General features: G+C 72.3%; 21 protein-coding genes. 11 read left to right on the top strand and 10 right to left on the bottom strand.

All coding sequences use genetic code 11. From position 1 onward, the window contains the following. Window positions 1–571: 571 nt before the first annotated feature. Window positions 572–784 carry a hypothetical protein gene (locus ACFWBN_RS34740; protein ID WP_385184066.1) on the bottom strand — a complete coding sequence of 71 codons (213 nt, stop codon included), beginning with the start codon at window positions 782–784 and terminating at the stop codon, window positions 572–574. Window positions 785–888: 104 nt separating this feature from the next. Here ACFWBN_RS34740 and ACFWBN_RS34735 point away from each other — a divergent pair, with 104 nt between their 5' ends. From ACFWBN_RS34735 to ACFWBN_RS34705, 7 genes are all read left to right on the top strand, one after another. Then, window positions 889–2094: a bifunctional adenosylcobinamide kinase/adenosylcobinamide-phosphate guanylyltransferase gene (locus ACFWBN_RS34735; protein WP_385184063.1), complete on the top strand. Its 1206-nt coding sequence runs from the start codon at window positions 889–891 to the stop codon at window positions 2092–2094. Between the two features lie 67 nt (window positions 2095–2161). Then, window positions 2162–3058 carry a DMT family transporter gene (locus ACFWBN_RS34730; RefSeq protein WP_385184060.1) on the top strand — a complete coding sequence of 299 codons (897 nt, stop codon included), beginning with the start codon at window positions 2162–2164 and terminating at the stop codon, window positions 3056–3058. 42 nt (window positions 3059–3100) lie between these two features. Next, the gene (cobT, locus tag ACFWBN_RS34725) at window positions 3101–4183 is read left to right on the top strand and encodes a nicotinate-nucleotide--dimethylbenzimidazole phosphoribosyltransferase (RefSeq protein WP_385184077.1); all 1083 of its coding nucleotides are present in this window, start codon (window positions 3101–3103) and stop codon (window positions 4181–4183) included. An 84-nt stretch (window positions 4184–4267) separates the two neighbouring features. Then, on the top strand, window positions 4268–6166 hold the full coding sequence (locus ACFWBN_RS34720) for a phosphatidylglycerol lysyltransferase domain-containing protein (RefSeq protein ID WP_385184056.1): 1899 nt from the start codon (window positions 4268–4270) through the stop codon (window positions 6164–6166). After that, on the top strand, window positions 6163–6876 hold the full coding sequence (locus ACFWBN_RS34715; protein ID WP_385184054.1) for a hypothetical protein: 714 nt from the start codon (window positions 6163–6165) through the stop codon (window positions 6874–6876). Before ACFWBN_RS34720 ends, ACFWBN_RS34715 begins: the two co-directional genes overlap by 4 nt. Before the next feature lie 73 nt (window positions 6877–6949). After that, window positions 6950–8125 (top strand): sensor histidine kinase, encoded by a 1176-nt coding sequence (locus ACFWBN_RS34710; protein ID WP_385184075.1) that lies wholly within the window; start codon window positions 6950–6952, stop codon window positions 8123–8125. 86 nt (window positions 8126–8211) lie between these two features. Continuing rightward, window positions 8212–9387, top strand: coding sequence for a glycosyltransferase (locus ACFWBN_RS34705; RefSeq protein ID WP_385184051.1), 1176 nt, complete (start codon window positions 8212–8214; stop codon window positions 9385–9387). Here ACFWBN_RS34705 and ACFWBN_RS34700 read toward each other — a convergent pair whose 3' ends face one another. From ACFWBN_RS34700 to rfbB, 4 genes are read right to left on the bottom strand one after another with little or no spacing between them, the layout of a single operon-like run. Then, the gene (locus ACFWBN_RS34700) at window positions 9388–9519 is read right to left on the bottom strand and encodes a hypothetical protein (RefSeq protein ID WP_385184048.1); all 132 of its coding nucleotides are present in this window, start codon (window positions 9517–9519) and stop codon (window positions 9388–9390) included. Then, window positions 9519–10652 carry a DegT/DnrJ/EryC1/StrS family aminotransferase gene (locus tag ACFWBN_RS34695; protein WP_385184045.1) on the bottom strand — a complete coding sequence of 378 codons (1134 nt, stop codon included), beginning with the start codon at window positions 10650–10652 and terminating at the stop codon, window positions 9519–9521. The genes ACFWBN_RS34700 and ACFWBN_RS34695 overlap by 1 nt, the downstream gene beginning before the upstream one ends. Continuing rightward, window positions 10649–11662 (bottom strand): ATP-grasp domain-containing protein, encoded by a 1014-nt coding sequence (locus ACFWBN_RS34690; protein WP_385184042.1) that lies wholly within the window; start codon window positions 11660–11662, stop codon window positions 10649–10651. Before ACFWBN_RS34690 ends, ACFWBN_RS34695 begins: the two co-directional genes overlap by 4 nt. Next, window positions 11652–12674: a dTDP-glucose 4,6-dehydratase gene (rfbB, locus tag ACFWBN_RS34685; RefSeq protein WP_385184040.1), complete on the bottom strand. Its 1023-nt coding sequence runs from the start codon at window positions 12672–12674 to the stop codon at window positions 11652–11654. The genes ACFWBN_RS34690 and rfbB overlap by 11 nt, the downstream gene beginning before the upstream one ends. A 241-nt stretch (window positions 12675–12915) precedes the next feature. Between rfbB and ACFWBN_RS34680 the strand changes: the two genes are divergently transcribed. Next, window positions 12916–14307: a sporulation protein gene (locus tag ACFWBN_RS34680; RefSeq protein ID WP_385184038.1), complete on the top strand. Its 1392-nt coding sequence runs from the start codon at window positions 12916–12918 to the stop codon at window positions 14305–14307. A 51-nt stretch (window positions 14308–14358) separates the two neighbouring features. On the opposite strand, the gene ACFWBN_RS34675 is transcribed toward ACFWBN_RS34680, so the two are convergent. From ACFWBN_RS34675 to ACFWBN_RS34655, 5 genes are all read right to left on the bottom strand, one after another. Next, window positions 14359–15162: an endo alpha-1,4 polygalactosaminidase gene (locus tag ACFWBN_RS34675; protein ID WP_385184036.1), complete on the bottom strand. Its 804-nt coding sequence runs from the start codon at window positions 15160–15162 to the stop codon at window positions 14359–14361. After that, window positions 15159–15845 carry a spherulation-specific family 4 protein gene (locus ACFWBN_RS34670; protein WP_385184034.1) on the bottom strand — a complete coding sequence of 229 codons (687 nt, stop codon included), beginning with the start codon at window positions 15843–15845 and terminating at the stop codon, window positions 15159–15161. The genes ACFWBN_RS34675 and ACFWBN_RS34670 overlap by 4 nt, the downstream gene beginning before the upstream one ends. Beyond that, on the bottom strand, window positions 15842–17629 hold the full coding sequence (locus ACFWBN_RS34665; RefSeq protein WP_385184031.1) for a hypothetical protein: 1788 nt from the start codon (window positions 17627–17629) through the stop codon (window positions 15842–15844). The genes ACFWBN_RS34670 and ACFWBN_RS34665 overlap by 4 nt, the downstream gene beginning before the upstream one ends. Further along, the gene (pelF, locus tag ACFWBN_RS34660) at window positions 17626–19167 is read right to left on the bottom strand and encodes a GT4 family glycosyltransferase PelF (protein WP_385184028.1); all 1542 of its coding nucleotides are present in this window, start codon (window positions 19165–19167) and stop codon (window positions 17626–17628) included. Before pelF ends, ACFWBN_RS34665 begins: the two co-directional genes overlap by 4 nt. Window positions 19168–19271: 104 nt before the next feature. Further along, window positions 19272–21299 (bottom strand): hypothetical protein, encoded by a 2028-nt coding sequence (locus tag ACFWBN_RS34655; protein ID WP_385184026.1) that lies wholly within the window; start codon window positions 21297–21299, stop codon window positions 19272–19274. A 345-nt stretch (window positions 21300–21644) separates the two neighbouring features. On the opposite strand from ACFWBN_RS34655, the gene ACFWBN_RS34650 reads away from it, so the two are divergent. The 3 genes from ACFWBN_RS34650 to sucB all read left to right on the top strand — a co-directional run bounded on the left by ACFWBN_RS34650 (window position 21645) and on the right by sucB (window position 26669). Further along, entirely contained in the window at window positions 21645–23177 is a 1533-nt protein-coding gene (locus ACFWBN_RS34650; RefSeq protein WP_385184023.1) for a leucyl aminopeptidase, read from the top strand. A gap of 298 nt (window positions 23178–23475) precedes the next feature. Continuing rightward, complete coding sequence (gene lpdA, locus ACFWBN_RS34645) at window positions 23476–24864, top strand: dihydrolipoyl dehydrogenase (protein WP_385184020.1); 1389 nt, start codon at window positions 23476–23478, stop codon at window positions 24862–24864. Between the two features lie 53 nt (window positions 24865–24917). Further along, window positions 24918–26669 carry a 2-oxoglutarate dehydrogenase, E2 component, dihydrolipoamide succinyltransferase gene (sucB, locus tag ACFWBN_RS34640; RefSeq protein WP_385184017.1) on the top strand — a complete coding sequence of 584 codons (1752 nt, stop codon included), beginning with the start codon at window positions 24918–24920 and terminating at the stop codon, window positions 26667–26669. Window positions 26670–26852 lie beyond the last annotated feature (183 nt).

Below are 26852 nucleotides of genomic sequence, written 5' to 3'. Positions count from 1 at the left end.
ACGCGACTACATCTTCAACGGCACCCTGGCCACAGCAGCCATCGTGATCTGGCTCCGCGATCTCATCAAAGAGCCATCAGACACTGCCTAGCCCTTCCGCTGCGCGGGGCTTGGCGGGACTCCGTCGAAGCCGAACGCCGCCGGGGCCGGGTGTGTGGCGGGGCGCCCCCGCAGGGCGGGGGGTACCGCGCTTCTGCGGGGTGCGGGGCTAGCCCGTCCGCTGCGTGGGGCTTTGCGGGGACTCCGTCGAAGCCGAACGCCGCCGGGGCCGGGTGTGTGGCGGGGCGCCCCCGCAGGGCGCCGAACGCAACAAGGCTGCCACTCTCCGACCCCTGGTCACGTTCGGCGCCCGAGGAGGTGCCCCGGCGCACGCCCGGCCCCGGCGGAACCCGGCGGCTGCGCGGAGCCGAGGAGCCCGGCTCCGGCGAACCCCGGGCCGCTGCGCACAGCTGGGGAGCCCGGCTCCGCCGGGACCTGGGGCTCCGCCCCAGACCCCGCGCCTCAAACGCCGGCGGGGCTGGGGGTGCCGGCGAGGCTGAAACTGCCCCCGGCCCCGCCGCAAAAGGCTGGGCTACGCCCCAAGGGCCTCGCGCAGGCTCATCGTGTAGAGCTCGGTGCCCGCGTCGTCGGACAGCTTGACCTGCTCGACGCCGCCCTCCAGCAGGTCCTTCCAGTACTCACCGATCCAGGACTCCGCGTCCCCCTGCGTGGTGAACTCCTCCGGTACCACCGACGGGCTCGTCTCCGCGCCATCGGCCGTCTCGAACCGCCACGTCCACGCCATGTCCGCCTCCGTTGCTCGTCCGCTGCTCGCACGCTGCTCGCCTTGAGTCTGCCCGCAGAGTAGCCGGGCGCGCACCACTCTCGGCGACGCGGGAGGATCATCCTGTGGAACTCACTCTGCTCGGCACCGGCACACCCGAGGGCCTGCCGCGCCCCGGCTGTCCCTGTGCGGCCTGCGCGGTCTCCGTCGGCACCCGCTCCCGCGCCGCAACGGCCCTCCTCGTCGACGGGGCGCTGCTGCTCGACCTGACGCCCGGGGCGGTGCTGGCCGGCGCCCGGGCCGGGCATTCGCTGACCGGCGTACGGCAGGTCCTGCTGACCCACCCGCACGACGGGCCCGCGGTGGAGCTGCCGCCCGGGCTGCCGGCCGCCGGGCGGGTGCCCGACGGGCGCGAGCTGTCGGTGATCTCCGGGCACCGGGTGCGGGCGGTGCCGATGGACGCGCCGGGCACCGGCTACGAGGTGACCGGCCCGGACGGCGGCCGGCTGCTGTACCTGCCGCCCGGCGGTGCCCCGGCAGGCACCAACGGCACGACCGGCCAGCGCGCGTACGACATGGTCCTCGCCGATGTGCTGGGCCGCCCCGAGGCCCTGGCACGGCTCCGGGCGAGCGGCGCGGTCGGCCCGGCCACGGACGTGATCGCCGTCCACCTCGACCACGACACCCCGCCCGGCCGGGAGCTGGAGCGCCGGTGCGCGGCCGCCGGGGCCCGGGCGGTGCCGGACGGGACCACCCTGATCGTCGGGGAGTACCACGCCGTGCCGGACCTGCCGCGCCGCACGCTGGTGCTGGGCGGGGCCCGCTCCGGCAAGTCCTACGAGGCCGAGCGGCGGCTGGAGGGCTTCCCCGGGGTGGTCTACGTGGCCACCGGCGGCACCCGTGACGGGGACGCGGAGTGGGCGCAGCGGGTCGGCCTGCACCGGGAGCGCCGGCCGTCGAGCTGGCGGACGGCGGAGACCTGCGATCTGGTGCCGCTGCTGACGGAGACCGGTCCGCCGCTGCTGATCGACTGCCTGGCGCTGTGGCTGACGGACGCGATGGACCGGGCGGGCGCCTGGGACGACGAGGAGTGGGCCAGGAGCGGGCAGCACAAGCTCGCCGACCGGGTCGCCGAGCTGGTGGCCGCGGTACGCGCGACCCGCCGCCCGGTGGTGCTGGTCAGCAACGAGGTGGGGGCCGGGATCGTGCCGGCGACCGCGTCGGGCCGCCGCTTCCGGGACGAGCTGGGGCGCCTCAACGCCGCGGTGGCGGGCGAGTGCGAGCACGTGCTGCTGGTCGTCGCGGGGCAGGTGCTCGTACTCAAGGGATAGCGGGGCCCCAAGGGATGGCAGGGCCCCAAGGGATGGCGGGGCCCCAAGGAATGGCAGGGGTGACGCCGTGAAACCCTCGAGGTCCGCTGGAGAGAGGACCGGACTGGCCGCCTTCGCCGGGTGCTGTCTGCTGGGCGGCGGCAACGCGGTGGGCGTGCGGTTCAGCAACCGCGAACTGGACCCGCTGTGGGGCGCGTCGGTGCGGTTCGGGGCGGCCGCGGTGGTACTGCTCGCGGTCATGGCGGTCATGCGCCTCGCGCTGCCGCGCGGACGGGCCCTGGCGGGTGCGGTCCTGTACGGAGTCCTCAACTTCGGGGTGACCTTCGCGCTGGCCTACTACGCGCTGGTCCGCGTCCACGCGGGGCTGGGGCAGACCCTGCTGGCGCTGGTTCCGCTGGTGGCACTGCTGCTGGTGGTGGCGCAACGGCAGGAACCCTTCCGGAAGTCCGCGCTGGCGGGCACCCTCGTCGCGGCCGCCGGGGTGGCGCTGGCCTCGCGGACCCCGCTGCAGGGCGGTGTGCCGGTGCTGTCCCTGCTGGCGATGCTGGGCGCCGTACTGTCCTTCGCCGAGGCGACCGTGCTCGTGCGCCGGCTGCCGCCGGTCCACCCGGTGACGATGAACGCGGTGGGCATGACGGCCGCGACGGTGGTGCTGCTCGCCGGGTCCTTCGCCGCCGGGGACTCCTGGCGGCCGCCGGAGCGGACGGCGACCTGGTGGGCGCTGGCCTACATGGTGCTGGCGGGTTCGGTGCTGACGTTCGTCTTCTATCTGGTGGTGGTGCGCCACTGGGGCGCGTCGCGCGCGGCCTACGTTTTCGTCGTCATCCCGGTGATCACGATCCTGCTCTCCGCCTGGCTCGACGACGAGGAGCTGACGGTGGGTCTCCTGTTGGGCGCGCCCCTCGTGATGGCGGGCGTCCACCTCGGTGCGCTGAGCCCCGGCCGGCACCGGGACACCCCCTGAGGGGAGGGCCTCACCGGCTGTACGCTTCGGCAGATGAGCACGCTGAATCTCGACGACTTCTCCGATCTGATCGAGCGCCCCGACGGGGGCGTCCGGCGTGATGCCGAGGAACGCCGTGAACGCCTCTCGGTGCCGCCCGGCGCGCTGGGCCGGCTCGACGAGCTCGCCGAGTGGCTCGCCGCCGCTCAGGGGCGGGTGCCGGTCAAGCCGATCGAGCACGCCCGCGTGGTGCTGTTCGCCGCCGACCACGGGATCGCCTCCGAGGGTGTCTCCGCCCGGGCCGCGTCCACCGGCCACGAGCTGGTGCGGGCCGTGCTCGACGGGACCAGCCCCGTCGCCATCCTGGCCGGCCGGCTCGGCGCCACGGTGCGGGTCGTCGACGCGGGGCTCGACTGCGACCCGGAGCTGCTGCCCGAGGACGTGGTCCGCCACCGCGTGCGGCGCGGCAGCGGCCGGATCGACGTGGAGGACGCGCTGACGGCCGAGGAGGCCGAGGCCGCGCTCCGGCTCGGGATGCGGATCGCCGACGAGGAGGCCGACTCCGGTACGGATCTGGTCGTCCTCGGCGATCTGAGCGTCGGCGGCACCACCGTCGCCGCCACCCTGGTCGCCGCCCTGTGCGGCACCGACGCCTCCGTGGTCACCGGCCGCGGCGGCGTGCCCATCGACGACCTGGCCTGGATGCGCAAGTGCGCGGCGATCCGCGACGCGCTGCGCCGGGCCCGGCCGGTCCTCGGCGACCAGGTCGCGCTGCTGGCCGCGGTGGGCGGCGCCGACGTGGCCGCCATCACCGGTTTCCTGCTCCAGTGCGCGGTGCGCCGTACGCCGGTCATCCTCGACGGGGTCGTCTCGGCGGCCTGCGGGCTGGTGGCCCAGCGGGCCGCGTTCCGGGCGCCCGACTGGTGGCTCGCCGGCCAGGCGAGCGGCGAGCCCGGCCAGGCGAAGGCACTGGACCGGATGGCACTCAACCCTGTGCTCGACCACGGCGTCACAGTGGGCGAAGGTACCGGGGCATTGCTGGCACTCCCCCTGGTCCAGGCGGCCGCCGCACTCGCGGCGGAACTCCCGGTGGGGGTACCCCCGGACGGAGTCTGGGGGAGGGTGGCGCAGGAGCCAACAGCGTGAGCCACCGGGGCCCGCGGTCCTGACCAGGCCGCAGTCCCTGGACTGGCCCACTATGGAACGCGACGCCCCATATGATCGCTTTTTATGGGAGAGGTCCGTTTGACCAGCGCAGAAACCGACCGCGGCGCCGTACCGGCGCCCGGGCCGGCATCCGGAAGGAAAGAGACCGGCGGCGATTCCGCCGGAAAGGCGGCGGGGGGCGGCCGGGAGACCGGCCGGGGGAGCACCCGCTCACGGCGCAGCGCAGCGTTCGCGGTCTGGTACCTGCGCGCCGTCACCTTCGTCAACTTCCTCAGCGCGGTGTGGGTCTCGCTCGGCCAGGACCTGCGCCAGCACAACATCGAGGACTTCTACACCCCGTATCTGCTCACGGCGGGCTTCGCCTCGGGCCTGTTCTCGCTGATGCTGGCCGTCACCATGGGCCGCCGCAAACGCGCCGCGTGGATCCTGAACCTGGTGCTGGGCGGGATGCTGCTGCTGGCGTTCCTGCGGGCTGCCTTCGCCCCCTGCGTCCAGTGGGGCGAATTCAACCTGTGCTACCCGGAGTTCCGCGAGCACGCGCAGAACTGGGTCTCGCTCGTCCTGACCGCCCTGTTCGTCGGCGCCCTGCTGCTGGGCCGCCGCGAGTTCTACGCCAAGGGCGACCGCTCCAACCCGGCGCTCGCCACCATCGTGGCGGCCGCGGGCCTGCTGGTCACCTCGCTGGTGGCGGCCCTGCTCGTCGGCGCCACCAACACCGCCGCGGCCGCCTCCGAGGCGACCTTCCTGTCCCGCTGGCGGTACGGGGTGATGCGCCTGATCACCCTGGACCCGGACGCGAAGGCCTACCGCACGATCACCACCCCCGGCTGGGTGGACGTCTTCATCAACGTCATGTCGATGCTGCTGCTGCTCGCCGTACTGTTCGCGGCCTTCCGCTCGCGCCGTGCCGTCGACCCCCTCTCCGAGGAGGACGAGGAGCGGCTGCGGGCCCTGCTCGCCAAGCAGGGCGACCGCGACTCGCTCGGCTACTTCGCGCTGCGCCGCGAGAAGTCCGTCATCTGGTCCCCCACCGGGAAGGCCGCCGTCACCTACCGCGTCGTCGGCGGGGTCTCGCTGGCGTCCGGCGACCCGATCGGCGACCCCGAGGCCTGGCCCGGTGCCATCGACCCCTGGCTGGCCGAGGCCCGCGAGCACGGCTGGGTGCCGGCCGTGATGGGCGCGAGCGAGGAGGCCGGGCAGATCTACGCCCGGCACGGACTGGACGCGCTGGAACTGGGCGACGAGGCGATCGTCGAGACGGCCGACTTCACGCTGGAGGGCCGCGCCATGCGGACCGTCCGGCAGGCGTACAACCGCGTCAAGCGGGCCGGGTACACGGTGCGGATCCGCCGCCACGCGGACATCCCGGCCGAGGAGATGGACGAGCTGCTGCTGCGCGCCGACGACTGGCGCGACGGCGCGACCGAGCGCGGCTTCTCCATGGCGCTGGGCCGACTGGGCGACCCCGGCGACGGCCAGTGCGTGATGCTGGAGTGCACCGACGGCAACGGCGACCTGCGGGCCGTGCTGTCCTTCGTCCCGTGGGGTCCCAAGGGCCTGTCGCTGGACCTGATGCGCCGTGACCGGGATTCCGAGAACGGCCTGATGGAGTTCATGGTCATCGAACTCCTCGAACGCTCCAAGGAGATCGGGGTCTCCCAGGTCTCGCTGAACTTCGCGATGTTCCGGTCCGTATTCGAGCGCGGTTCGCGGCTCGGCGCGGGTCCGGTGTTGCGGATGTGGCGCTCGCTGCTGAGCTTCTTCTCCCGCTGGTGGCAGATCGAGTCCCTCTACCGGGCCAACGCCAAATACCGGCCGATCTGGGAACCGCGGTTCATGCTCTTCGAGAAGAGTTCGGACCTGCTGCGGATCGGTATCGCGGCGGGCCGGGCCGAGGGCTTCCTGGAAGCGCCCGGCCTGCCGAAGTGGCTGCACCGCAGACACCTGGAGACCCGCCGTTGACAGCGTGGACCACCTCCTCACTCCGGCGGTTCGCCCGCCGCGAGTGGGGGCCCCTGTTCTGGACCGTCCGGGACGCGCTCGTCCACGACAAGTGGCGGGCGATCCCCATGACCATCGGCGCGGTCTGCCTGACCTCGGTCTTCCAGATCGTGCAGAACACGTCGTGGGGCTTCCAGCCGGTCCAGAACCTGGGGTCGGTCAAAGCGGTCGACCCCCTGTGGCTGGCCCTGCTGCGCACCCCGCTGTCCCTGTTCGTGCCCGCCCTGGACCTGCCGGTGTGGGGGGCGCTCGCGCAGATCCTGCTCGTCTTCGGCATCTCCGAGATCTGCATCGGCTGGTGGCGCACGCTGCTGATCGGCTACGTCGCCACGCTCGCCGGGACCACGTACGCGCGGATCGGGCTCTCGCTCGGCCCCGACCACCCCTTCGGCCTGCCGGTGTCCGACCGGATCGTCAACGACACCGGGCCCTCGGCGGCGGTGGTCGGCCTCGCCATGTACGTCTGCTGGCGCTACCGGGCCTACCTGACCGGCGCCGTCGTGGTCCTGGTGATGATCGGCGAGGTGCTCATCAAGGACAACCTGGCGGGCAAGGAGCACCTGGCCGCCATCGCCGCGGTCATGGCGGTCTGCGTGGTCCGGGCTCAGTGGGGCCCGGAGCGCTCCCGGCAGCCGCTGGGCCGGCGCCCTCCGTCGGTGGACACCCGATAGGCAGAGCCCGGGCAGGCCGTACCGTAGCCGCGTGACGACAGACCTCGGGCGGTTCGCGCCCACCCGGCAGTGGATGCGGGCCCACCCGCTCGCCACCGATGCCGTGCTCGCGTTCGGGGCGTTCGTCGCCATGGTCGTCGGGTCCTTCGCCGATCCGCACGGCCCGCACGGGCCCACCTTCGGGACGCGCACCCCCGAGCCGTTCTCGCTGCTGCTGATGCTGCTCGGCGCGGCCGCCCTGGTGTGGCGGCGCCGGCGGCCGCGCACCGTGCTCGCCGTGACCTGCGGGCTCTCGCTGCTGGAGCTGACCACCGGGGAGCCGCGGGCGCCCGTCGCCATGTGCACGGTGATCGCCCTGTACACGGTGGCCGCGCACACCGACCGGCCCACGACCTGGCGGATCGGGCTGCTCACCATGGCCGGGCTGACGGGCGTGGCCATGCTCGCCGGGCCGCTGCCCTGGTACGCGCAGGAGAACCTCGGGATCTTCGCCTGGACGGGCATGGCCGCGGCCGCCGGTGACGCCGTGCGCAGCCGGCGGGCCTTCATCGACGCCATCCGCGAGCGGGCCGAGCGCGCCGAGCGGACCCGGGACGAGGAGGCGCGGCGGCGGGTCGCCGAGGAGCGGCTGCGGATCGCCCGGGACCTGCACGACGTGGTGGCGCACCACATCGCGCTGGTCAACGTGCAGGCGGGGGTGGCCGCGCACGTCATGGACAAGCGCCCGGACCAGGCCAAGGAGGCGCTGGCCCACGTACGGGACGCCAGCCGGTCGGCGCTGAACGAGCTGCGGGCCACGGTCGGGCTGCTGCGGCAGTCCGGCGACCCGGAGGCGCCGACGGAGCCCGCGCCGGGGCTGGCCGTCCTGGACGAGCTGGTGGACACCTTCCGGCACGCCGGGCTGCCGGTGGAGGTCATCGTGCAGCTGGGGCCGGCGGCGGGACCGCTGCCGGCGGCCGTGGACCTGGCGGCGTACCGGGTGGTGCAGGAGGCGCTGACGAACGTGCGCAAGCACGCGGGGCCGGGGGCCCGGGCGGAGGTCAGCGTGGTGCGGGTCGGTCCCTCGGTGGAGGTGACGGTGCTGGACGACGGCGGCGACTCCGCGGACTCCGCCCCGGACCCGGCCGACCCCGGCGGCGGCCACGGCCTGCTCGGCATGCGCGAGCGCACGGGCGCCCTCGGCGGCTCCTGCTTCGCGGGCCCCCGCTACGGGGGCGGCTACCGCGTGCACGCCATTTTGCCGGTCTGAGACGGGGCGGGGGTGGGGGTGGGCGTGTGGCCTGCCGTCCGGCGTACTTCAGCGTGAGCGGTTGGGCAGCCAGTAGGGTGCGTGGGGTGAATACTTCCTCCGTGCTCCCGCGTTCGTTCCGGCTGCTCGTGACGGGTGGAGGCACTGGCGGTCACACCTACCCGGCCCTGACGGCGATCCGTACCCTGCAAGGCCGCCTCGCGGCTGCGGGCGGCACGCTGGACGTCCTGTGGATCGGAACGGCGGACGGTCTCGAAGCGCGCGTCGCCCCGGCGGAGGGGATCGCGTTCAAGACGGTGGCCACGGGGAAGATCCGTCGGTCGTCGAACCCGCTCAAGATGCTGTCCGCCGCGAACGTGAAGGACATGGCGCGGGTGCCGCTCGGCGTGGCTCAGGCCAGGTCGATCGTGTCCGGCTTCCAGCCGGACGTCGTCCTCGCGACCGGAGGCTATGTCGCGGTTCCGGCCGGGCTGGCCGCGCGGCTGTGCCGCGTTCCGCTGGTCCTGCACGAGCAGACGGTCCGGCTCGGACTGGCCAACCGGAAGCTCGCGAGTTCGGCGACGCGTATCGCGGTGTCCTCGGAGTCCTCGCTGGCGCTGCTGCCCGCCGAGGTGCGCGAGCGTGCAGTCGTCACCGGGAACCCGGTGCGGCCGGAAGTGCTGGGCGGCCACCCGGACAAGGCGGTCGAGGCGCTCGCCCTGTACGGGTTCGACCGGCGTCTGCCCACGGTCTACGTCACCGGCGGCGCGCAGGGCGCGCAGCAGATCAACGGTGTTGTTCGTGAAGTACTGCCCTGGCTCCTGGCGCACGCGAACGTGATCCACCAGTGCGGTCCGGCGAACGTGGACGAACTCCGGTCGGCCGCCGCCGGGCTGGAGCCGGTCCTCTCCGGCCGCTACCACCTGACCGGGTTCCTCGGGTCGGAGCTGCCGGACGTGCTGGCGCTGGCCGATGTCGTGGTGTCTCGGAGCGGTGCTGGGACGCTGGCGGAGCTGACCGCGCTCGGCAAGCCGGCAGTGTTCATCCCGCTGGCCACGTCGGCCGGGAACGAACAGGCGCACAATGCCCAGCACCTGGCCGACGCCGGGGCGGCGCTCGCCCTGCTCGGTGAGGTCACTGGCCCTGCTCTGCAGAGCGCGGTCGGCCCACTCCTGACCGACCCCGCCCGGCGGACGGCGATGGCGGAGCGGGCCCGGACGTACGGGCGACCGGATGCGGCGGACAGGCTCGTGGACGTGGTGCTGTCCGCCGCATCCGCCTGATCAGCCGGACTGCGGACGACGTCGTCCGATGTACAGGGTTGTGCCCGCCCCGATCACCACGGCGCAGTCGTTGAACGCGTTCTCGTCCTGGCCCATCGGGTTCCCTAGGCATACGGTCAGGAGCTTGCGCATCACGATCCTCCGACGGACTTGAGGGCCTGTTCCAGCGAGGTCACCACGAAGTCGATGTCCGCCTCGGTGAGGTGCTGGTGGAACGGCAGACTGAGGATCTCCTCACCTGCCCGCTCGGTGGCCGGCAGGCGGCGGTGCCAGGCGGCGAACGCGGGCTGGGTGTGGTTGGGCGGGTAGTGGACACCCACCCCCATGTCCCGGCCCCGGAGGTTGGCGAACACCTCGTCGCGGTGAGGGATACGGACCTGACACAGGTGGGGCACAGCGTGGTCCACGTCCACGTCGATGAGCGTCACGCCGTCCAGCGGGGCGAGGGCGTCCCGGTAGGTGCGCCACAGATGGCGGCGGGTGTCCTCGGCGGCCTGGAAGCCGTCGAGCTGGACCAGGCCGATGGCGGCGTTGAGGCCTGAGAGCTGGTAGCGAAGGCCGAAGCCCTCCACGCGGTAGCTGGTGGTGTTCGCGCGCTCGCCCTGCGACTGGGCCACGCCCAGGAGCCGGATCCGGCGGAGCGTGTCGGCTTCCACGGGTGTGCGGGGGATGACCATGCCGCCTTGGCCGCAGGTGAGGTTCTTGATCGGCCCGAAGGAGAAGCAGGTCAGTGCCCCGTTCGACCCGACACGGCGTGTGCCGTCGCGGGAGCCGAACGCGTGCGCCGCGTCCTCGATGACGACGACGCCTCGTTCGTCGAGTTCCTCCTGGATGGCGGAGAGGTCGACGGGCCGGCCGCCGAAGAGGACCGGGATGACGGCGGCGGTCTTGTCGGTGACGGCGTCCATGACGAGGTGGTCGCTGACGCACAGGGTGGTGGGGTCGATGTCGACGAAGTGCGGGGTGGCGCCGACGGCGAGGATGGCCTGCACGGTCGCGCAGAACGTCATGGACGGCAGGATCACCTCGCGGCCGGGGCCGATCCCGGCGGCGAGCAGCGCGGTGTGCAGGGCTGCGGTGCCGGAGGCGACGGCCACGGCGTCGGGGACGCCGAGGAAGTCGGCGATGCGCCGCTCGAACTCCTCGGTGACGCCGGTGTGTCCGTACTGCCCGCCCTCCAGGACCCGGGCGATGGCCTCGGCCTCCCGCCCGTACAGGTATGGGCTGGCGTTGCGCCGGGCGTCGGGCCTCGCTGAAACGGTCATCGTGCTTCTCCCTTCGCTGCGGCCGTGCGCTCAAGCTCGGCGACGTCGCCGACGGCCAGGGTCTCGATGTAGTTGGTCAGGAACACGCCGGTCCGGTAGGTGAGGCGGTGGTGGTCGACCGGCAGGCCGAACAGGCCGTTGACCATCTGGCCGACGAGGTCCGCTCCGGCCGCCTCGGTCAGGGGGAAGCCACCTGCGATCCGCAGGTTCAGCTCGGTGATCGTGACCGTGCCGTCGCCGGAGACGAATCCCTGCACGCAGCACACCCCGCGGGCACCGACGGCGCCCAGCGTCCGCACCACGAGATCGTGCACGTTCGGGTCTTCGAACGTGGTCGACACCACGGCCAGGCCCCCTTTGACCAGATCCCGGCGGCGCAGAATGACCGAGGCGCGTCCGGTCCGGTCCACCAGGCAGTCCGCCGTGAACTCGGAGCCGTAGATCCGCTCCTGCACCATGGGCTCTTGGACGAGCTCGCACAGCACGCGCGCGTGCTCCCGGCGGCGTACGAAGTGGACGTTCTGGGCGCCGTGGCCGCGCCGGGGCTTGACGACCAGCTCGGTACCGTCAGGAACCTGGTCGATCTCCTGCGGCTGCCAGGTACGCGGGGTCGCGATGCCGTGCTCGGTCAGCACCTCGTGAAAGAGGGCCTTGTCGGTGCAGGCGCGCACCGACCAAGCGTCCGGGAGCCACAGGCGCACGCCGTCGGCGTCCAGTTGGGACACCATCTGCGTCAAGGGCTCCAGGTCCGGCTCGATCCCGGCCACCACTGCCTCCACTGCCAGATCCCGGCACAGGCCGGCCATGACGCCCGGGTAGTCGGGGTCGCCGGCGAGGGGGATGATCCGGGGCACTACGGAGGGAAGCAGGAACCCGGGGGCGAGCCGGTTCGCGTCGGCCGCGATGACCGTGTGGCCCAGGCGGATGAGGCTGCGGGTCAGGCCGAAGCCCGGGTTGGCGCCGACACCGGTCACCATGATCCTGCGCGCAGTGTGCTGTTCAGTGGGCATGGGCTTCCTCTCCGGCAGGTGCGATCGCACCCGTGGCGCGGGCCGCGTACGGGGTGCGCGTCAGCGGCGCCCAGCGGTCGGGGTTGCGCCGGTACCAGTCGACGGTCTCGGCCAGGCCCTCGTCGAGGTCGCGGGCCGGCCTGAATCCGAGAGCGGCGATCTTGTCCCAGAGCATCGAGTACCGCAGGTCGTTGGCCTGCCGGTCGGGAATGTAGGTCACCGAGTCCCAGTCCTTGCCGCACAGGGCCAGGAGCTTGGCGGCCAGGTCCCGGACCGTGAGGTCCGTGCCACCGCCCAGGTTGTAGACCTCGCCCGGCTTCCCGTCGTCCAGGACCAACTCGACCGCGGCGCAGTTGTCCTCGACGTGCAGCCAGTTCCGCACGTGCTGCCCCTGACCGTGCAGGGTCACCGTCTCGCCCCGCAGGAGCCGGGTGGTGAAGAGGGGGATGACCTTCTCGGGGAACTGGTGGGGCCCGTAGTTGTTCGAGCTGCGCGTCACGCAGACCGGCAGGCCGTAGGTCTGGAAGTGGCTCAGGGCCACGAGGTCACTGGCAGCCTTCGACGCCGCGTACGGAACGCCGGGCTGCACGGGGTCGTCCTCGCTCGCCGAGCCTTCGGCGAGCGATCCGTACACCTCGTCCGTCGAGACGTGCACGAACTTGGCGATCTTGTGGCGGCCGGCGGAGGCGGCCAGGGTCTGCGTGCCCAGGACGTTCGTCGTGAGGAAGTTGTCGGCCGTGATGAGGGAGCGGTCGACGTGGGACTCGGCGGCGAAGTGGACGACAGCCGTATGCCGGGCCATCAGCTCCTCCACGAGCGGGCCGTCGAGGATGTTGCCGTGGACGAAGACCAGCCTCGGGTCGAGGAAGGCCTCCCCCAGGTTTTCGGGGTGGCCCGCGTAGGTGAGCGCGTCCAGCACGGTCACCCGGGACACGTCGTCCCTGCGCAGGATCCGCCGGACGAAGTGCGAACCGATGAAGCCGGCACCGCCGGTGACGAGGACTTCGTACATCTGACACCCACCTTGGTCGTGGACCGGGAAGGAACGGCGGATCCCCAGAACTGCGTGGTGCGGTCTTTCGGCGAGCCGTCGCCTGCATCCAGAGAACCGCCAGAGCCGTTCTGCGCGGGAGGCGAACCAGGGGGGCGAACAACGCACATCCGGTTCCCCCGCGTCGCCCTCGCGTCCTACGCTCGGATCCCGCACCCGCGGCATCCACGTCGCAGGACACCGGCTGGCATGAGGGGGCTCGGTGGCGCCCACGAAGGAACGCCAGGGCGATCCCAACGAGGATCTGGCCCGGCTCGTCAATCAGGCCGGCGCAAGCCACAAATCCCTGGCGGCGCAGATCAACAAGATCGGGGCCGCGGCCGGTGTTCCCCTCCGGTACGAGCACACCAGTGTCGCCAGATGGGTGAATCTCGGAATGATCCCGCGTGGCCGAACGCCCGAGTTCCTGGCCGCTGCGCTGGGCGAACGCCTCGGCAGAGCGGTGAGCGTGACCGAGATCGGCATGTACAGCAGGTCGGGTGGAAACCCTGATTTGGGGTTGGATTTCGCCCGCGACCCCGTCGATGCGATCCGCGTCGCCGCCACCTACTGGAGAACTGTGGACCGCTCCCGCCGCCAGCTCATCAGCAACGGCTTCGCCATCGCCGCCTTCGCCACCCCCGTCACCCGCTGGCTGGCCAAGCCGACCGACGCCCCGACCGCGCACGAAGGCGGCCGGCAGGTCGGCCGCAGCGACCTCGACGAACTGTGGAAGGCCGCTGACGAAGCCCGCCTGTGGGACTCCCGCTACGGCGGCGGGAACTGGAAGGCCAGCTCCGTCACCGAGTGCCTGCGCCTGAGCGCCGCACCGCTGCTGACCGGCACCTACACCGAGACCATCGGGCGCGAGCTGTTCGCAGCGACCGCTGAGCTGTCCCGGGTCGTGGGCTGGTCAGCGGTCGACACCGGCCACCACGACGTCGCCCAGCGCCACTTCGTCCAGGCCCTGCGCCTGGCACGAGCCGCGGGCAACGTGGAGAGCGGCTGCTACGTGATGGCCACCATGGCCCTCCAAGCCTTCTTGCGCGGCTACCCCGAACAAGCGGCCGACATGGCCGAGGGAGCTTACGAACGCGGTCTCGGACATGCCGCACCACGGGTGCTGGCCTTCGCCAAGCTGGCCGAGGCCCGCGCCCACGGGCGCGCCGGAAACGCCAATGCGGCGAAGGCCGCGCTCGGCCGGACCGAGGAGCTCCTCGACGCCATCCGGCCCGGCAGCCACGACCCCGAACAGCTCGCCTACATGACCCACGCCCGGCTCGCCGCCGACGCCACCGAAGTACACCGCGACCTCGCCGACCCCAAGGGCGCCTTCGCCTGGAACGAGCTGGCCGAGCCCATGCCGGCGGACCGCTTCACCCGCGCCACCGGCATCCGCATGGCCGTCCTGGCCACCAGCCACCTCCAAAACCGCGAACTCGAACGCGGCCTCACCGCCGCGAACACCTCGCTGCGCATCCTCAGCAACGTCCACTCCACCCGCGCCCACAGCTACCTCCACGACGTGACCCGCGCCCTCGCACCGTGGAAGGGGCAGCCCGAGGTTGCCCACCTCATCCAGCGCACACGCACCGAGCTGCCCGCCGCAGCCTGATTCCGGCGGACGACCGCTGGGTGGATCAGATCGCAGAAGCGGGCCCGCGCGTCAGCACGCCTTCCGCCACGCCCCCAGCTCGGACTTCTTCTCCAGGGAGCTCAGCTTCAAGTCGCGGGAGGCTTCGCAGAAGCGGCCGGTCGGAAGCCCGTACTCGACGTGGAAGACGGCCTTGCCGGCCTCCACGAAGGGGGTCAGCCGCTCGCACTCCCCGTACTCCGCGCACTGCTCGTTCACGGCGAAGTCGAACTCCCCCACCAGCTGCGGGATCTGGTCCAGGTCGTTCTTCAGGCCCACCGCCAGCCCCCGGTCATGGGCCAGTTTCGCGATCAGCCGGTTGTAGCGCAGCTGGTCCTCCGCCGTGAGCGGGAAGCCGGACTTGTTCTTGTAGGCGTCCATGTTGTCCGGCTCGACCGCGTCGAAGCCCTTGTCCCGGCACATGTCGAACCGCTTGGCCATCAGCGGTTCCAGCTCCGCGACCCGCCGGATGTCCAGCCAGCGTTCGCCCTCCCAGCCGTTGCCCTCGCCGAGCAGGTCCTTGGGGAACTGCCCCGCGTCCGGGCGGAAGTCCTCCCAGGCGCCGGTGGAGAGGTAGCAGATGGTCTTGCGGCGGGCCTGCTTGAGGGTGGCGACCTGTTCCTTCGTGGTGTTGAAGCCGTCGACGTCGTACACCGCCGCCTTCACGGAGGTGTCGAGCCTGCCGGTGAGCTGCCACTGCCAGCTCACGCCCGGCTTCGGCTGCCACCGCTCCCCCGGCGCCGGGTCGGGCGAGAAGTCGTCGGAGTCGGGTCCCTCGGCCGTACAGGCGGCGAGGAGGAGCAGCGGTACGAGGAGGAGGATGCGCAGGCGCTTCACGCGGTGGCCTCCAGGGCGTACGGGAGGGTCCCCCACGGGTGGGCGCCGGTGCCCGGGACCGCGCAGTGCACCCCCGCCCGCCGCGCCTCGGCGAGTTCCGCGGCGGGGGCGCCGGGCGGGACGGCGTAGACGAGGTGGCAGAAGCGCTGGGCGGGGTGGTCCGCGGTCCAGGGCGGTACGGTGCCCGCGTCCCGGTAGGCGTCCCAGGGGCCCTCGAAGGTGACGAGCAGGTCGGCGAGTTCGGCGTAGCCGGGGTGCGGGTGGACCCCGTGGTTGAGGACGAGGGTGCGGGCCCCCGCGGCCCGGGCGGCGACGGCGAGCCGCCCGTAGTGGGGCAGCAGTTCGGGATCGGCGGCGGCCTGGTCGAGGAACGCGCCGTCGGTGGCGTACCAGTCGCGGTGGCGCAGCAGGTCCTGCACCACCGCGGCGTGCGGGCGGCGCCCGTAGTCGGTGTCGGCGTAGCCGAGGACGGGCACCCCGGCCTCGCGCAGCCGCTCGGCGACGCGCGCGAACCGCTCGTCGGGGGCGTCGCCCGGCCCGCTGTCGGGGTTGAGCACGACCGAGTGGAGCCGGCCGGCGGAGCTGATCAGCCGCTCCCAGTCCTCGGGCCGGTCGGCGGGGTGCTCGTACAGGGGCACCAGCAGCATGGGGTCCTTCTTCTCGTACGTTCCGGCGTGGTTCATCTGTGGGCGGTCGCCCGGCCGAGGAGCAGGCAGACCAGGACGGCCAGCGCGGTCGCGGCCGCGCCCGCCACCACCAGCTGGACCAGCCGGGGCTGCCCCAGCCCGGTCAGCAGGGCCAGGCTCTGGGCGACGGCGGCCGAGGCGCAGACCACGGCCGCCGGCCGGACCGCCCCGAAGGACTGCAGGAGCAGCCCGGTCCACATCACGGCGCCGAGCAGGAGCAGGGTCAGGGCGCGGACCCAGGTCAGGCCGGGGGCGTCCGGCCAGAGCAGGGTTCCGGTCAGGCCCAGGGCCAGCAGCACCACGAGGTAGGCGGCGAGGCACCGGGCCAGGGTGGCGTGCATCCGCCGTCGGAACGCTCCGGGCGAACGGGCCGCCCGGAGCCCCGCGAGGCTGCCGCTGCGGAAGCGGTGGAGGAGCCATTCGGCGGGACCCATGCTGAGGGTGAGGGCCACCGCGGAGGGGGCGGCGACGGCCTCGGCGGGACCTCCGGCGAGCACCTCCCCGAGGGCGGCGTACAGCACGAGCAGGCCGGTGCCGAGGCCGAAGACCCCGTACGGGACGGAGTCCCCGAGCCGGGGTCCGCGCGGGGCGTGGTCCTCCTCGGCGCCGCGCAGCATCCGCCAGCGCACCGGGCCGCCGCCGGGGCGGCGCTCGGTCCGGCCCCGGATCCGGCGCGCGGCGGACCGTACGCCCTCGGCGACGGGCAGTTCCCGTACGGCCAGGGTGCAGGCGGCCAGCAGGGACACGGCGAGCAGGGTCACGCGGACGGGCACGGGCAGGTCCACGAAGAGGGCGAGCAGGGCTCCTGCCGCCATCGGGCCGAGCGCGGCGAGCAGCATCCGCTCGCGGCCGAGGACGAGCAGGACGGTGGCGGCCCCGACGTAGAGGGCCTGTCCGGCGGCGAAGGCGTACGAGAACGGCGGCCCGCCGGGGACGGCCAGCGCGGCGGCGGTGCCCAGCAGGGACCCGGCGGGGGCTCCGGCGAGCAGGGTCCGCGCGGCGGCGGCCCGGTCGCCGAGGCCGAGCCAGGAGTAGGCGCGGTGGGACAGGGTCTGGTCCCAGACCCAGCCGATGAGCGCCCCGGCGAGCAGGGTGAGCGTCCCGGCGGGCAGGCCGAGGCGGTCCTGCGGGCCGTCGAGCAGGGGTGCGCCGAGGATGTAGGCGAGGCCGGGCAGGGCGAAGATCACCCCGCGCAGCAGGCAGGCGGTGAGGGAGACCTTCCAGGGGTCGGGGGTGTCCGCGGGCTCCGGGAAGGAGCGGGGCACCCGGGCGTAGAGCTCCTCGGCGAGGGTGAAGGAGTCGCGGCGGCCGTAGGTGAGCCGGATGTGCTCGTCGGTCATGCCGTCGGATTCGAGGATCGCGGCGATCTCGTCGGGGTGGACGGCGGCGGCCACCAGCCCGTCCATGCGGGTCAGCAGTTCGTCCATCGGGTCGGCGGCCGCCGGGCCTTCGCGGCGGGGCCGCGGGATGGCCGGCAGCGTGTCCGCGGCGGTCGGCCGGCCGGCCGGGCCGGATGACCCCGGACCGGCGGAGCCGGACGCCCCGGCGCCGCCGCGGCCGACGGCAGCCGGGTGTCCGACGGCAGCCGGGTGTCCGACAGCAGCCGGGAGTCCGACAGCAGCCGGGTGTCCGGCGGGGCCGGGGTCCGTGCCGCCGGCGGCCCCGGCCGGGCGGGCAGCCCGCTTGTACGCCTTCGCGCCGGCGGAGCCGGGGAGCAGGCGGCCGCCCGGGCCCGCGGGCCGCTCGGGCCACGGCGGCTTGAGCCAGAGGGATCCGCTCACCACAGGCTCCCGTCGGCGGCCAGTTCGCGGTACCAGGGGTCGGCGAGCCGCTGGGTCCAGTCGTCGCCCTCGCGGACGGGCAGGACGGGCTGGCCCGCGAGTTCCCGGTAGATGTGCCGGAAGCCGTCCACGGACTGGTGGAGCGTGAACTTCTCCACCACCCGTTTGCGGGCCGCCCGGCCGAGCTCGGCGCGGCGTTCGTCGTCGCGGAGCAGGGCGAGGGCGGCGCGGGCCATGGTCTCGGGTTCGCGCGGCGGGACGACGAGTCCGGTGTCGCCGACGGCTTCGCGGACCCCGCCGACATCGGTGGAGACGGTGGTCCGGCCGCAGGACATGGCCTCGATGATGCTGAAGGGGAAGCCCTCGCTGATGCTGGACAGCATCACGATGCTGCCGGCCGCGTAGGCCTGGGCGACCTGCTCGATGCGGCCCTCGTAGGTGATCCCGTCGCCGACGCCGAGTTCGGCGGCGAGCTTCTCCAGGCGCAGCTTGTACTCCTCGCAGCCCGCCGGGACCGGGCCGAAGAGCCTCAGCCGCAGGGCGGGCAGTTCCTCCCGCATGAAGGCGTAGGCCCGGATGAGGGTTTCGAGGTCCTTGATGGGGTCGATGCGGCCGCACCAGCTGAGGGTGGGCACCTCGGGTTCGGCCCCGGCCTCGGGGAAGGCGTGCGGGTCGACGCCGTTGTAGACCGTGCGGATGCGGTCGGATGCGGCGCCGCCGCGCTCCTCCCAGCGGCGGTTGTACTGGTTGCAGGGGGTGATCAGGTCGGCCCGCCGGTAGCCCTCGGTGTTGAGCTCGCGGTAGAAGCCGAGCATCAGCGCCTTGACAGGCCAGCGCTGCTCGGCGGTGCGGTAGCCGAGGTAGCGCTCGCGCAGGTAGATGCCGTGCTCGGTGAGGAGGAAGGGCACCTCGTCGAGCTGCTTGGCGGCGAGGGCGGGGAGGGTGGCGAGGCCGCTGCTGACGGCGTGCGCGACGCTGTCGGGCGGGATCCGTACGGCCAGCGGGCGCAGCGCGTGTTCCAGCAGGTCGGTGGCGGTGAGCGCGTCGTGGATGGTGGGCTCGGCGGCCGCGGTGCTGAGGCCGGGGCGGGTCCACACGGCCATCAGCAGGCGCAGGACGGACTCGGAGCGCAGGGCCGGGGCGAGTCGCCCGGCCCGGGCGAGGACGGCGAACTCGCGCAGGGCTTCGGAGAAGCCGCCGTGGGCGGGGGTGCCGCCGGCGGTGGCCGCAGGAGGGTCGAGCAGGGAGAGCAGGAAGGTCTCGTAGACCTCGGTGAAGCGGCGGTGGGCCTTGCCGCGCGGGATCCACCTGCGGCCGCGCGCCGGGGGCGGACCCCAGAGCGGGACGGAGGTGTGCCGGTAGACGTTGCGCGGCAGTTCCCAGGTGACCGGCTCGCGTCCGGAGCCGGTCAGGGCTATGACGTTGAAGTCGACCTCCGGCATGCCGCGTACCAGTTGGTCGCACCAGGTGCTGACGCCCCCGTGGACGTGCGGATAGGTGCCTTCGGTGAGCATGGTGACATGGCGCCCATGGCTCATGCGGTGTGTCCCCCCAGGACGGAAAAGGGGCCGGCGCCCGTGAGTTGGTATCCGGAGCGCCGGCGCTGTGTGGTACTCGTGACGGCTTGCGGGACTGCCCCGGGTCAGCTGGGCAGCTTGAGCGTGACGGCGCTCTGGAGCAGCTCGGGCCCGGTCCAGGCGGACCGGTTGCCCGCGTAGGCGGTGCCGAAGTCGGTGGTCCCGAGCAGGAGTTGCTTCTTGGTCCCGTTGGGGGCGGTCACCGGGGCGACGACCCCGGAGGGCGCCTTGACGGTGACGGCCGTGCCGATGCGGTAGGCGGTGACCTTGCCCTCGGCGAGCGCCTTGTCCCAGGCGGCGCGGCGGCCGAGCTCGACGCCGGCGTCCTTCATGGTCTGGTTGACGATCGGCGCGCTGGGCGCGTACAGCGCGCGGTAGGTGTCCAGGACCCGGTCGAGCACCGGGTAGAGGGTGCGGTCCTCGGCGAGGTTGGACTGGTGGACGTAGTGCGGGCGCGGGTCGTTGGCCAGCACGTGGCGCAGGGCGGTCCGGGCTTCCTGGGGGACGATGTAGTCGAGGTAGCCGGTGTTCGGGTCCAGCGGGTCCGGCAGACAGGTGGAGGTGGCGGGGTTCTCCTCGCAGACGCCGCTGCCGCCGTCCGCGCGGCTGGTGTAGATCCAGTTGTACTCGTCGGCCATCTCCGCGTTGGTGCCCGTGTTGTAGTACACGTTCATCGGGTGGCGGGGCACGGTGAGGGCGGCGCCGACCGCGCGCTGCGCCGGTTCGCGGGAGTTGTCGCTGCCCGCCCATTTCACGCCGTTGTCGGCGAGCGCGCCGGCCAGGTTGGGGTTGTCCTGGCCCTGCTGCGGGAGGGTCTTGAGGCCCGAGTGCTCGCCGGTGACGAGCTCGGTGCGGTCGGTGGTGATGCCCTTGGACGCGGCCCAGTTGTTGTTGTCGCGGATCTGGGCGGAGATCTCGGCGCGGCTCATCCAGTTGACGGCGCCCTGGGCGTTCTTCGTGCAGGTCCAGGGGACGGTGGTGGTGTCCTGGACGCAGCCGAGGAAGGGGTGCGTGTAGGTGTGGTTCATCCAGCGGTACTTGGCGCGGTCGGCGACGAGCTGGGCGGTGAGGGCGTCGGTGCCGCTGTTCTCCGCCTTCCACTCCTCGCCGGCTCCCGCGTTGAAGAGCATGTCGAGCTTGAAGCCCTTGGACTGCTGCCACTGCGCCGCGTACACGGCGTCGGCGGCGGTCATCCGGATGGTGCTCTCCTTGCCCTCGCCGCCCGCGCAGGCGTAGTCGCCGGGCGTGCAGTTGAGGTCCTTGTTCCAGCGGGCGTCGGGGGCGAAGACGTCGTCGACGTGGACCGCGAAGTAGTTGCGGCTCTGGCCGAGGTGGACCCCCTGGGTGAGCCAGTCGACGATGCCGCGGGCCAGCAGCCGGAACTGCTGCTGGTACTGGTTGTAGCCGAAGGTGACGACCAGTTCGCTGCGCCCGTCGTGGGCGTACTCGCCGACGAGCGAGGCCCGTCCGGAGCCGACGGGGGCGTCGACGTAGCTGGTGTAGCCGGCCCGCGGCTTGCCCATGAACCCGAAGCTCTCGGGGACGAGGGCGGAGTTGTCCTCGAAGGCGACCTGCCCGCCGAGGTAGCCGAAGGGGCCGGTCTTGCCGGCGGCGGTGACGGCGGCCTGGGTGCCGTCGAGCTGGCCGCTGAAGCCGCCGTTGTCGGTGTACTCCAGACCCACGCCCGGGTGGGCCCAGGTGTAGGCGTCGACCTGGCGGATCCCGTACGCCGTCTCGTACGCGGCGAGCGCGGCCATCTCGGCCGAGCCCTCGCCGAACGGGTTCTCGTTGGGCAGGACCACGCCCTGGTACTTGGCGCGCGGGCGGCCGTCCACCGTGTCGCTGAGGAACCCGGCGTTGATGACCGGGCGGCTGCCGCTGCCCAGCAGCACCCGGGTGTACGGGACTCCGGTGTCCCGGAGCTCCGCGGTGATCGCCTCGACCGAGCTGCCCCCGTCGTCGACGACGAGCACCTTCAGGTCGATGCGCGGTGCCGTGGCCGCCGTGGCGGTCGCGGCGGGTACTGCCACGGACACCAGGGCAGCCGCTGCCATGACGCAGGCGACCCTGTTCATCCGGTTCTTGTTGACCATTTCGGCCTTTCCCCCCGCAGGCGTCCTCGACTCGGCCCTGTGGCGGATGGCCGGGCCGGGGAGGCTCTGTGGAAATCATGCAAAGGAACCCCGCGTCCCCTTGCGAGAGTGGACCGAGTCTCTCGGACCTCGTCAGGTCTACGAGGCAAACCTGGAGCAGAGTCCACAGATGGGTGAACCTGATGGCCTCTTGATCGAACAACTTGCCAAACCTTCGAGTGACGTGCGGGTGAGTAGCTGCGCGTAGGCTCATTTCCGGCGGCCGTCGGGCCGGAATACGATCGCTACGGATGGCCGTCCACCCACTCGGCCCACACACACAAACGGAAGCGAGACTTCACCACCGTGACTGCTCTGACTCTCAGCACTGCCGGCGCGGCGACGCTGCGCGCCGACGCCCTCGTCGTCGGTGTCGCGAAGGGCCCCAAGGGGCCGGTCGTCGCCGCGGGCGCCGAGGCCGTGGACAAGGCGTACGACGGTAAGCTCGCCGCCGTGCTCGAAGCGCTCGGTGCCTCGGGCGCCGAAAGCGAGATCACCAAGCTGCCGGCCCCGGCGGGCCTGAAGGTCCCGGTCGTGCTGGCGGTCGGGCTGGGCTCCCTCCCCGAGAAGGACGAGTCGTTCGACGAGGAGGTGCTGCGCCGCGCCGCCGGCGCCGCCGCCCGCGCCCTGCACGGCTCCAAGAAGGCGGCCTTCGCCCTCCCCCTGGACGACGCCTCCGCCGTCACCGCCGTGGCCGAGGGCGCGCTGCTGGGCGCGTACGCCTTCACCGCCTACCAGGGCGGCGAGAAGAAGGGCTCCGGTAAGAACGAGGGCCCGAAGCAGCCGCTCGCCGAGGTCGCCCTGCTGGGCGCCAAGCCGCGCGACAAGGAGCACAAGGCCGCGGTCGAGCGCGCCACGGTCGTCGCGACCGAGGTCAACATCGCCCGTGACCTCGTCAACACCCCGCCGAACGACCTGACCCCCGAGGCCTTCGCCGCGGTCGCCTCCGCGACCGCGAAGGAGCACGGCATCAAGGTCCAGGTGCTGGACGAGAAGGCCCTGGTCAAGGGCGGCTACGGCGGCATCATGGGCGTCGGCAAGGGCTCCGAGAACCCGCCGCGCCTGGTGAAGCTCTCCTACACCCACGCCAAGGCGGAGAAGACCCTGGCCTTCGTCGGCAAGGGCATCACCTACGACTCGGGCGGCATCTCCCTGAAGCCGGCCGGCCACAACGAGACGATGAAGTGCGACATGGCCGGCGCCGCCGCCGTCTTCGCCTCCGTGGTCGCCGCCGCGAAGCTGGGCCTCCAGGTCAACGTCACCGGCTGGCTCGCGCTCGCCGAGAACATGCCGTCCGGCTCCGCCGTCAAGCCGGGCGACGTGCTGCGCATGTACAGCGGCAAGACCGTCGAGGTGCTCAACACGGACGCCGAGGGCCGCCTGGTCCTGGGCGACGCGCTGACCAAGGCCTCCGAGGACGCCCCGGACGCGATCGTCGACGTCGCCACCCTGACCGGCGCCATGGTGCTGGCCCTGGGCAACCGCACCTTCGCGGTCATGGCCAACGACGACGCCTTCCGCACGTCGATCCACGAGATCGCCGAGGAGGTCGGCGAGGCCTCGTGGCCGATGCCGCTCCCCGCGGACCTGCGCAAGAGCATGGACTCCCCCACCGCCGACATCGCCAACATGGGTGAGCGCATGGGCAGCGGCCTGCTGGCCGGCCTCTTCCTGCAGGAGTTCGTCGGCGAGGGCATCACCTGGGCGCACCTCGACATCGCGGGCCCGGCCTTCCACGAGGGCGCGCCGTACGGCTACACCCCCAAGGGCGGCACCGGCTCGGCCGTGCGCACCCTGGTGCGGCTGGCCGAGCGTACGGCCACGGGCGACCTGGGCTGACGCACGACCCGAGGATGTGAGACACGCCTCAGGCCTTGATCGAACACTCGATCAAGGCCTGAGGCGTGTTCACCCACGACGAAATCCGTAGGTTTCTACGCAGGGGTAACGCGCAGTTCGTGCAGAACGACCTGCCACATAGTGGGCCCGGCGTCCCGCGTTCCCGCGACAAATGCGAAGATGGGTTCTCGGCAGGACAGGGCCCCCACCACAGGGCCGAAGAAACAAGCGGCCGATTACCAGCCGCCGCCCGGTCACAGAGGACCGGTGCCCGGCGCACATGCATGGAGGACGTGACGTGGCGAACGACGCCAGCACCGTTTTCGACCTAGTGATCCTCGGCGGTGGCAGTGGCGGTTACGCCGCGGCTCTCCGCGCATCCCAGCTGGGTCTCGACGTTGCGCTGATCGAGAAGAACAAGCTCGGCGGCACCTGCCTGCACAACGGCTGCATCCCCACGAAGGCTCTGCTGCACGCCGGTGAGGTCGCGGACCAGGCGCGCGAAGCCGCCCAGTTCGGTGTCAAGGCCTCCTTCGAGGGCATCGACATCGCGGGTGTGCACAAGTACAAGGACGAGGTCATCTCGGGCCTGTACAAGGGCCTGCAGGGCCTGGTCGCCTCCCGCAAGGTGACCTACATCGAGGGTGAGGGCCGCCTCTCCTCGCCGACTTCCGTCGACGTGAACGGCCGGCGCATCCAGGGCCGCCACGTCCTGCTGGCGACCGGCTCCGTGCCGCGCTCGCTGCCGGGCCTGAACATCGACGGCAACCGCATCATCTCCTCGGACCACGCGCTGGTCCTGGACCGCGTACCCGAGTCCGCCATCGTCCTGGGCGGCGGCGTCATCGGCGTCGAGTTCGCCTCGGCGTGGAAGTCCTTCGGCACCGACGTGACCGTCGTCGAGGGCCTCAAGCACCTCGTCCCGGTCGAGGACGAGAACAGCTCGAAGCTGCTGGAGCGCGCGTTCCGCAAGCGCGGCATCAAGTTCAACCTCGGCACCTTCTTCGACAAGGCCGAGTACACGGAGAACGGCGTGCGCGTCACGCTGGCCGACGGCAAGACCTTCGAAGCCGAGGTGCTGCTGGTCGCCATCGGCCGCGGCCCGGTCTCGCAGGGCCTGGGCTACGAGGAGCAGGGCGTCGCGATGGACCGCGGCTACGTCCTGGTCGACGAGTACATGCAGACCAACGTGCCGACCATCTCGGCCGTCGGTGACCTCGTCCCGACCCTCCAGCTCGCGCACGTCGGCTTCGCCGAGGGCATCCTGGTCGCGGAGCGTCTGGCCGGTCTCAAGACCGTCCCGATCGACTACGACGGCGTTCCGCGCGTCACGTACTGCCACCCCGAGGTCGCTTCCGTCGGCATCACCGAGGCCAAGGCCAAGGAGATCTACGGTGCGGACAAGGTCGTCGCCCTCAAGTACAACCTGGCGGGCAACGGCAAGAGCAAGATCCTGAAGACCGCGGGCGAGATCAAGCTCGTCCAGGTCAAGGACGGTGCCGTGGTCGGCGTCCACATGGTCGGTGACCGGATGGGCGAGCAGGTCGGCGAGGCCCAGCTGATCTACAACTGGGAGGCCCTGCCGGCCGAGGTCGCGCAGCTCATCCACGCGCACCCGACCCAGAACGAGGCGCTCGGCGAGGCCCACCTGGCCCTGGCCGGCAAGCCGCTGCACTCCCACGACTAATCGTCCCGGGCGCGACGACCACTTCCGCACTTTCGTAAGGAGCAACAGAAACCATGTCGGTTTCCGTAACCCTTCCGGCGCTCGGCGAGAGCGTCACTGAGGGAACTGTCACCCGCTGGCTGAAGGCCGAGGGCGAGCGCGTCGAGGCCGACGAGCCGTTGCTCGAGGTCTCGACCGACAAGGTCGACACCGAGATCCCGTCGCCCGTCTCCGGCATCCTGGCCTCCATCAAGGTCGCCGAGGACGAGACCGTCGAGGTCGGCGCCGAGCTGGCCGTCATCGACGACGGTTCGGGCGCGCCGGCCGCGGCTGCGGCTCCGGCCGCCGAGCCGGTCGCCGCCGAGGCCCCGGCCGCTCCGGCGCCGGTCGCCGAGGCCCCGGCCGCCCCCGCACCGGCCGAGACCCCGGCCGCCGCTCCGGCAGGTGCCGCTTCCGGCACCGACGTCGTGCTCCCCGCCCTGGGCGAGTCCGTCACCGAGGGCACCGTCACCCGCTGGCTGAAGTCGGTCGGCGAGACGGTCGAGGCCGACGAGCCGCTGCTCGAGGTCTCCACCGACAAGGTCGACACCGAGATCCCCGCGCCGGTCTCCGGCACGCTGCTGGAGATCCTGGTGGGCGAGGACGAGACCGCCGAGGTCGGCGCCCGTCTGGCCGTCATCGGCGTCGCCGGTGCCGCCCCCGCCGCGGCTCCGGCCGCTGCCGCTCCGGCGCCGGTCGCCGCCGCTCCGGCCGTGGCCGCTCCGGCGCCGGTCGCCGCTGCTCCGGTCGCCGCCCCGGCTCCGGTCCAGGCCGCCGCTCCGGCTCCCGTGGCCGCTCCGGCCCCGGTCGCCCCGGCGCCGGTCGCCCCGGCCGCTCCCGTCGCCCCGGTTTCCGCCGGTGACGAGGGCGCGTACGTGACCCCGCTGGTGCGCAAGCTCGCCTCGGAGTCCGGCGTGAACCTGTCCACGGTCTCGGGCACCGGTGTCGGTGGCCGTATCCGCAAGCAGGACGTCCTGGCCGCCGCCGAGGCCGCCAAGGCCGCTGCCGCCGCCCCGGCGCCGGCTGCCGCTCCGGCCGCGAAGGCTCCGGCCGCCGCGGTCTCCGAGCTGCGCGGTCAGACGGTCAAGATGACCCGCATGCGCAAGGTCATCGGCGACAACATGATGAAGGCCCTGCACTCGCAGGCGCAGCTCAGCTCCGTGGTCGAGGTGGACATCACCAAGATCATGAAGCTGCGCGAGAAGGCCAAGGCCGGCTTCCTCGCCCGCGAGGGCGTCAAGCTGTCCCCGATGCCGTTCTTCGTCAAGGCCGCTGCCCAGGCGCTGAAGGCCCACGCGGTCGTCAACGCCCGGATCAACGACGACGAGGGCACCATCACCTACTTCGACTCGGAGAACATCGGCATCGCCGTGGACTCCGAGAAGGGCCTGATGACCCCGGTCATCAAGGGTGCGGGCGACCTCAACCTGGCGGGCATCTCCAAGGCGACCGCCGACCTGGCCGCCAAGGTCCGCGGCAACAAGATCACGCCGGACGAGCTGTCGGGCGCGACCTTCACCATCAGCAACACCGGCTCGCGCGGTGCGCTGTTCGACACGGTCATCGTGCCGCCGAACCAGGTCGCCATCCTGGGCATCGGTGCCACGGTGAAGCGCCCGGTGGTCATCGAGACCGCCGAGGGCACCAACATCGGCATCCGCGACATGACGTACCTGACCCTGTCCTACGACCACCGCCTGGTGGACGGCGCGGACGCGGCCCGGTACCTCTCGGCCGTCAAGGCGATCCTCGAGGCCGGCGAGTTCGAGGTCGAGCTCGGTCTCTGAGGCCGAGAGGATCCAAACGAGGTAGAGCACGGTGTCTGAGCCGAACGGCTTGTAACCAGCCTCACTGTCGGGGCCCCCCGCCGGGGTAAACCCCGGCGGGGGCGCCCCCCGATTTTATAAGCATAAAGCCCCCCCGAGTACCAGCACACCCACCACCCCAAGAAACCCCCAAGATAAACCCAC

The sequence above is a fragment of the Streptomyces sp. NPDC059989 genome (genome assembly GCF_042736975.1).
GTDB lineage: Bacteria > Actinomycetota > Actinomycetes > Streptomycetales > Streptomycetaceae > Streptomyces.
The sequence above is the reverse complement of the archived record's forward strand: the minus strand, read 5'-3'. Positions and strand labels throughout refer to the sequence as shown.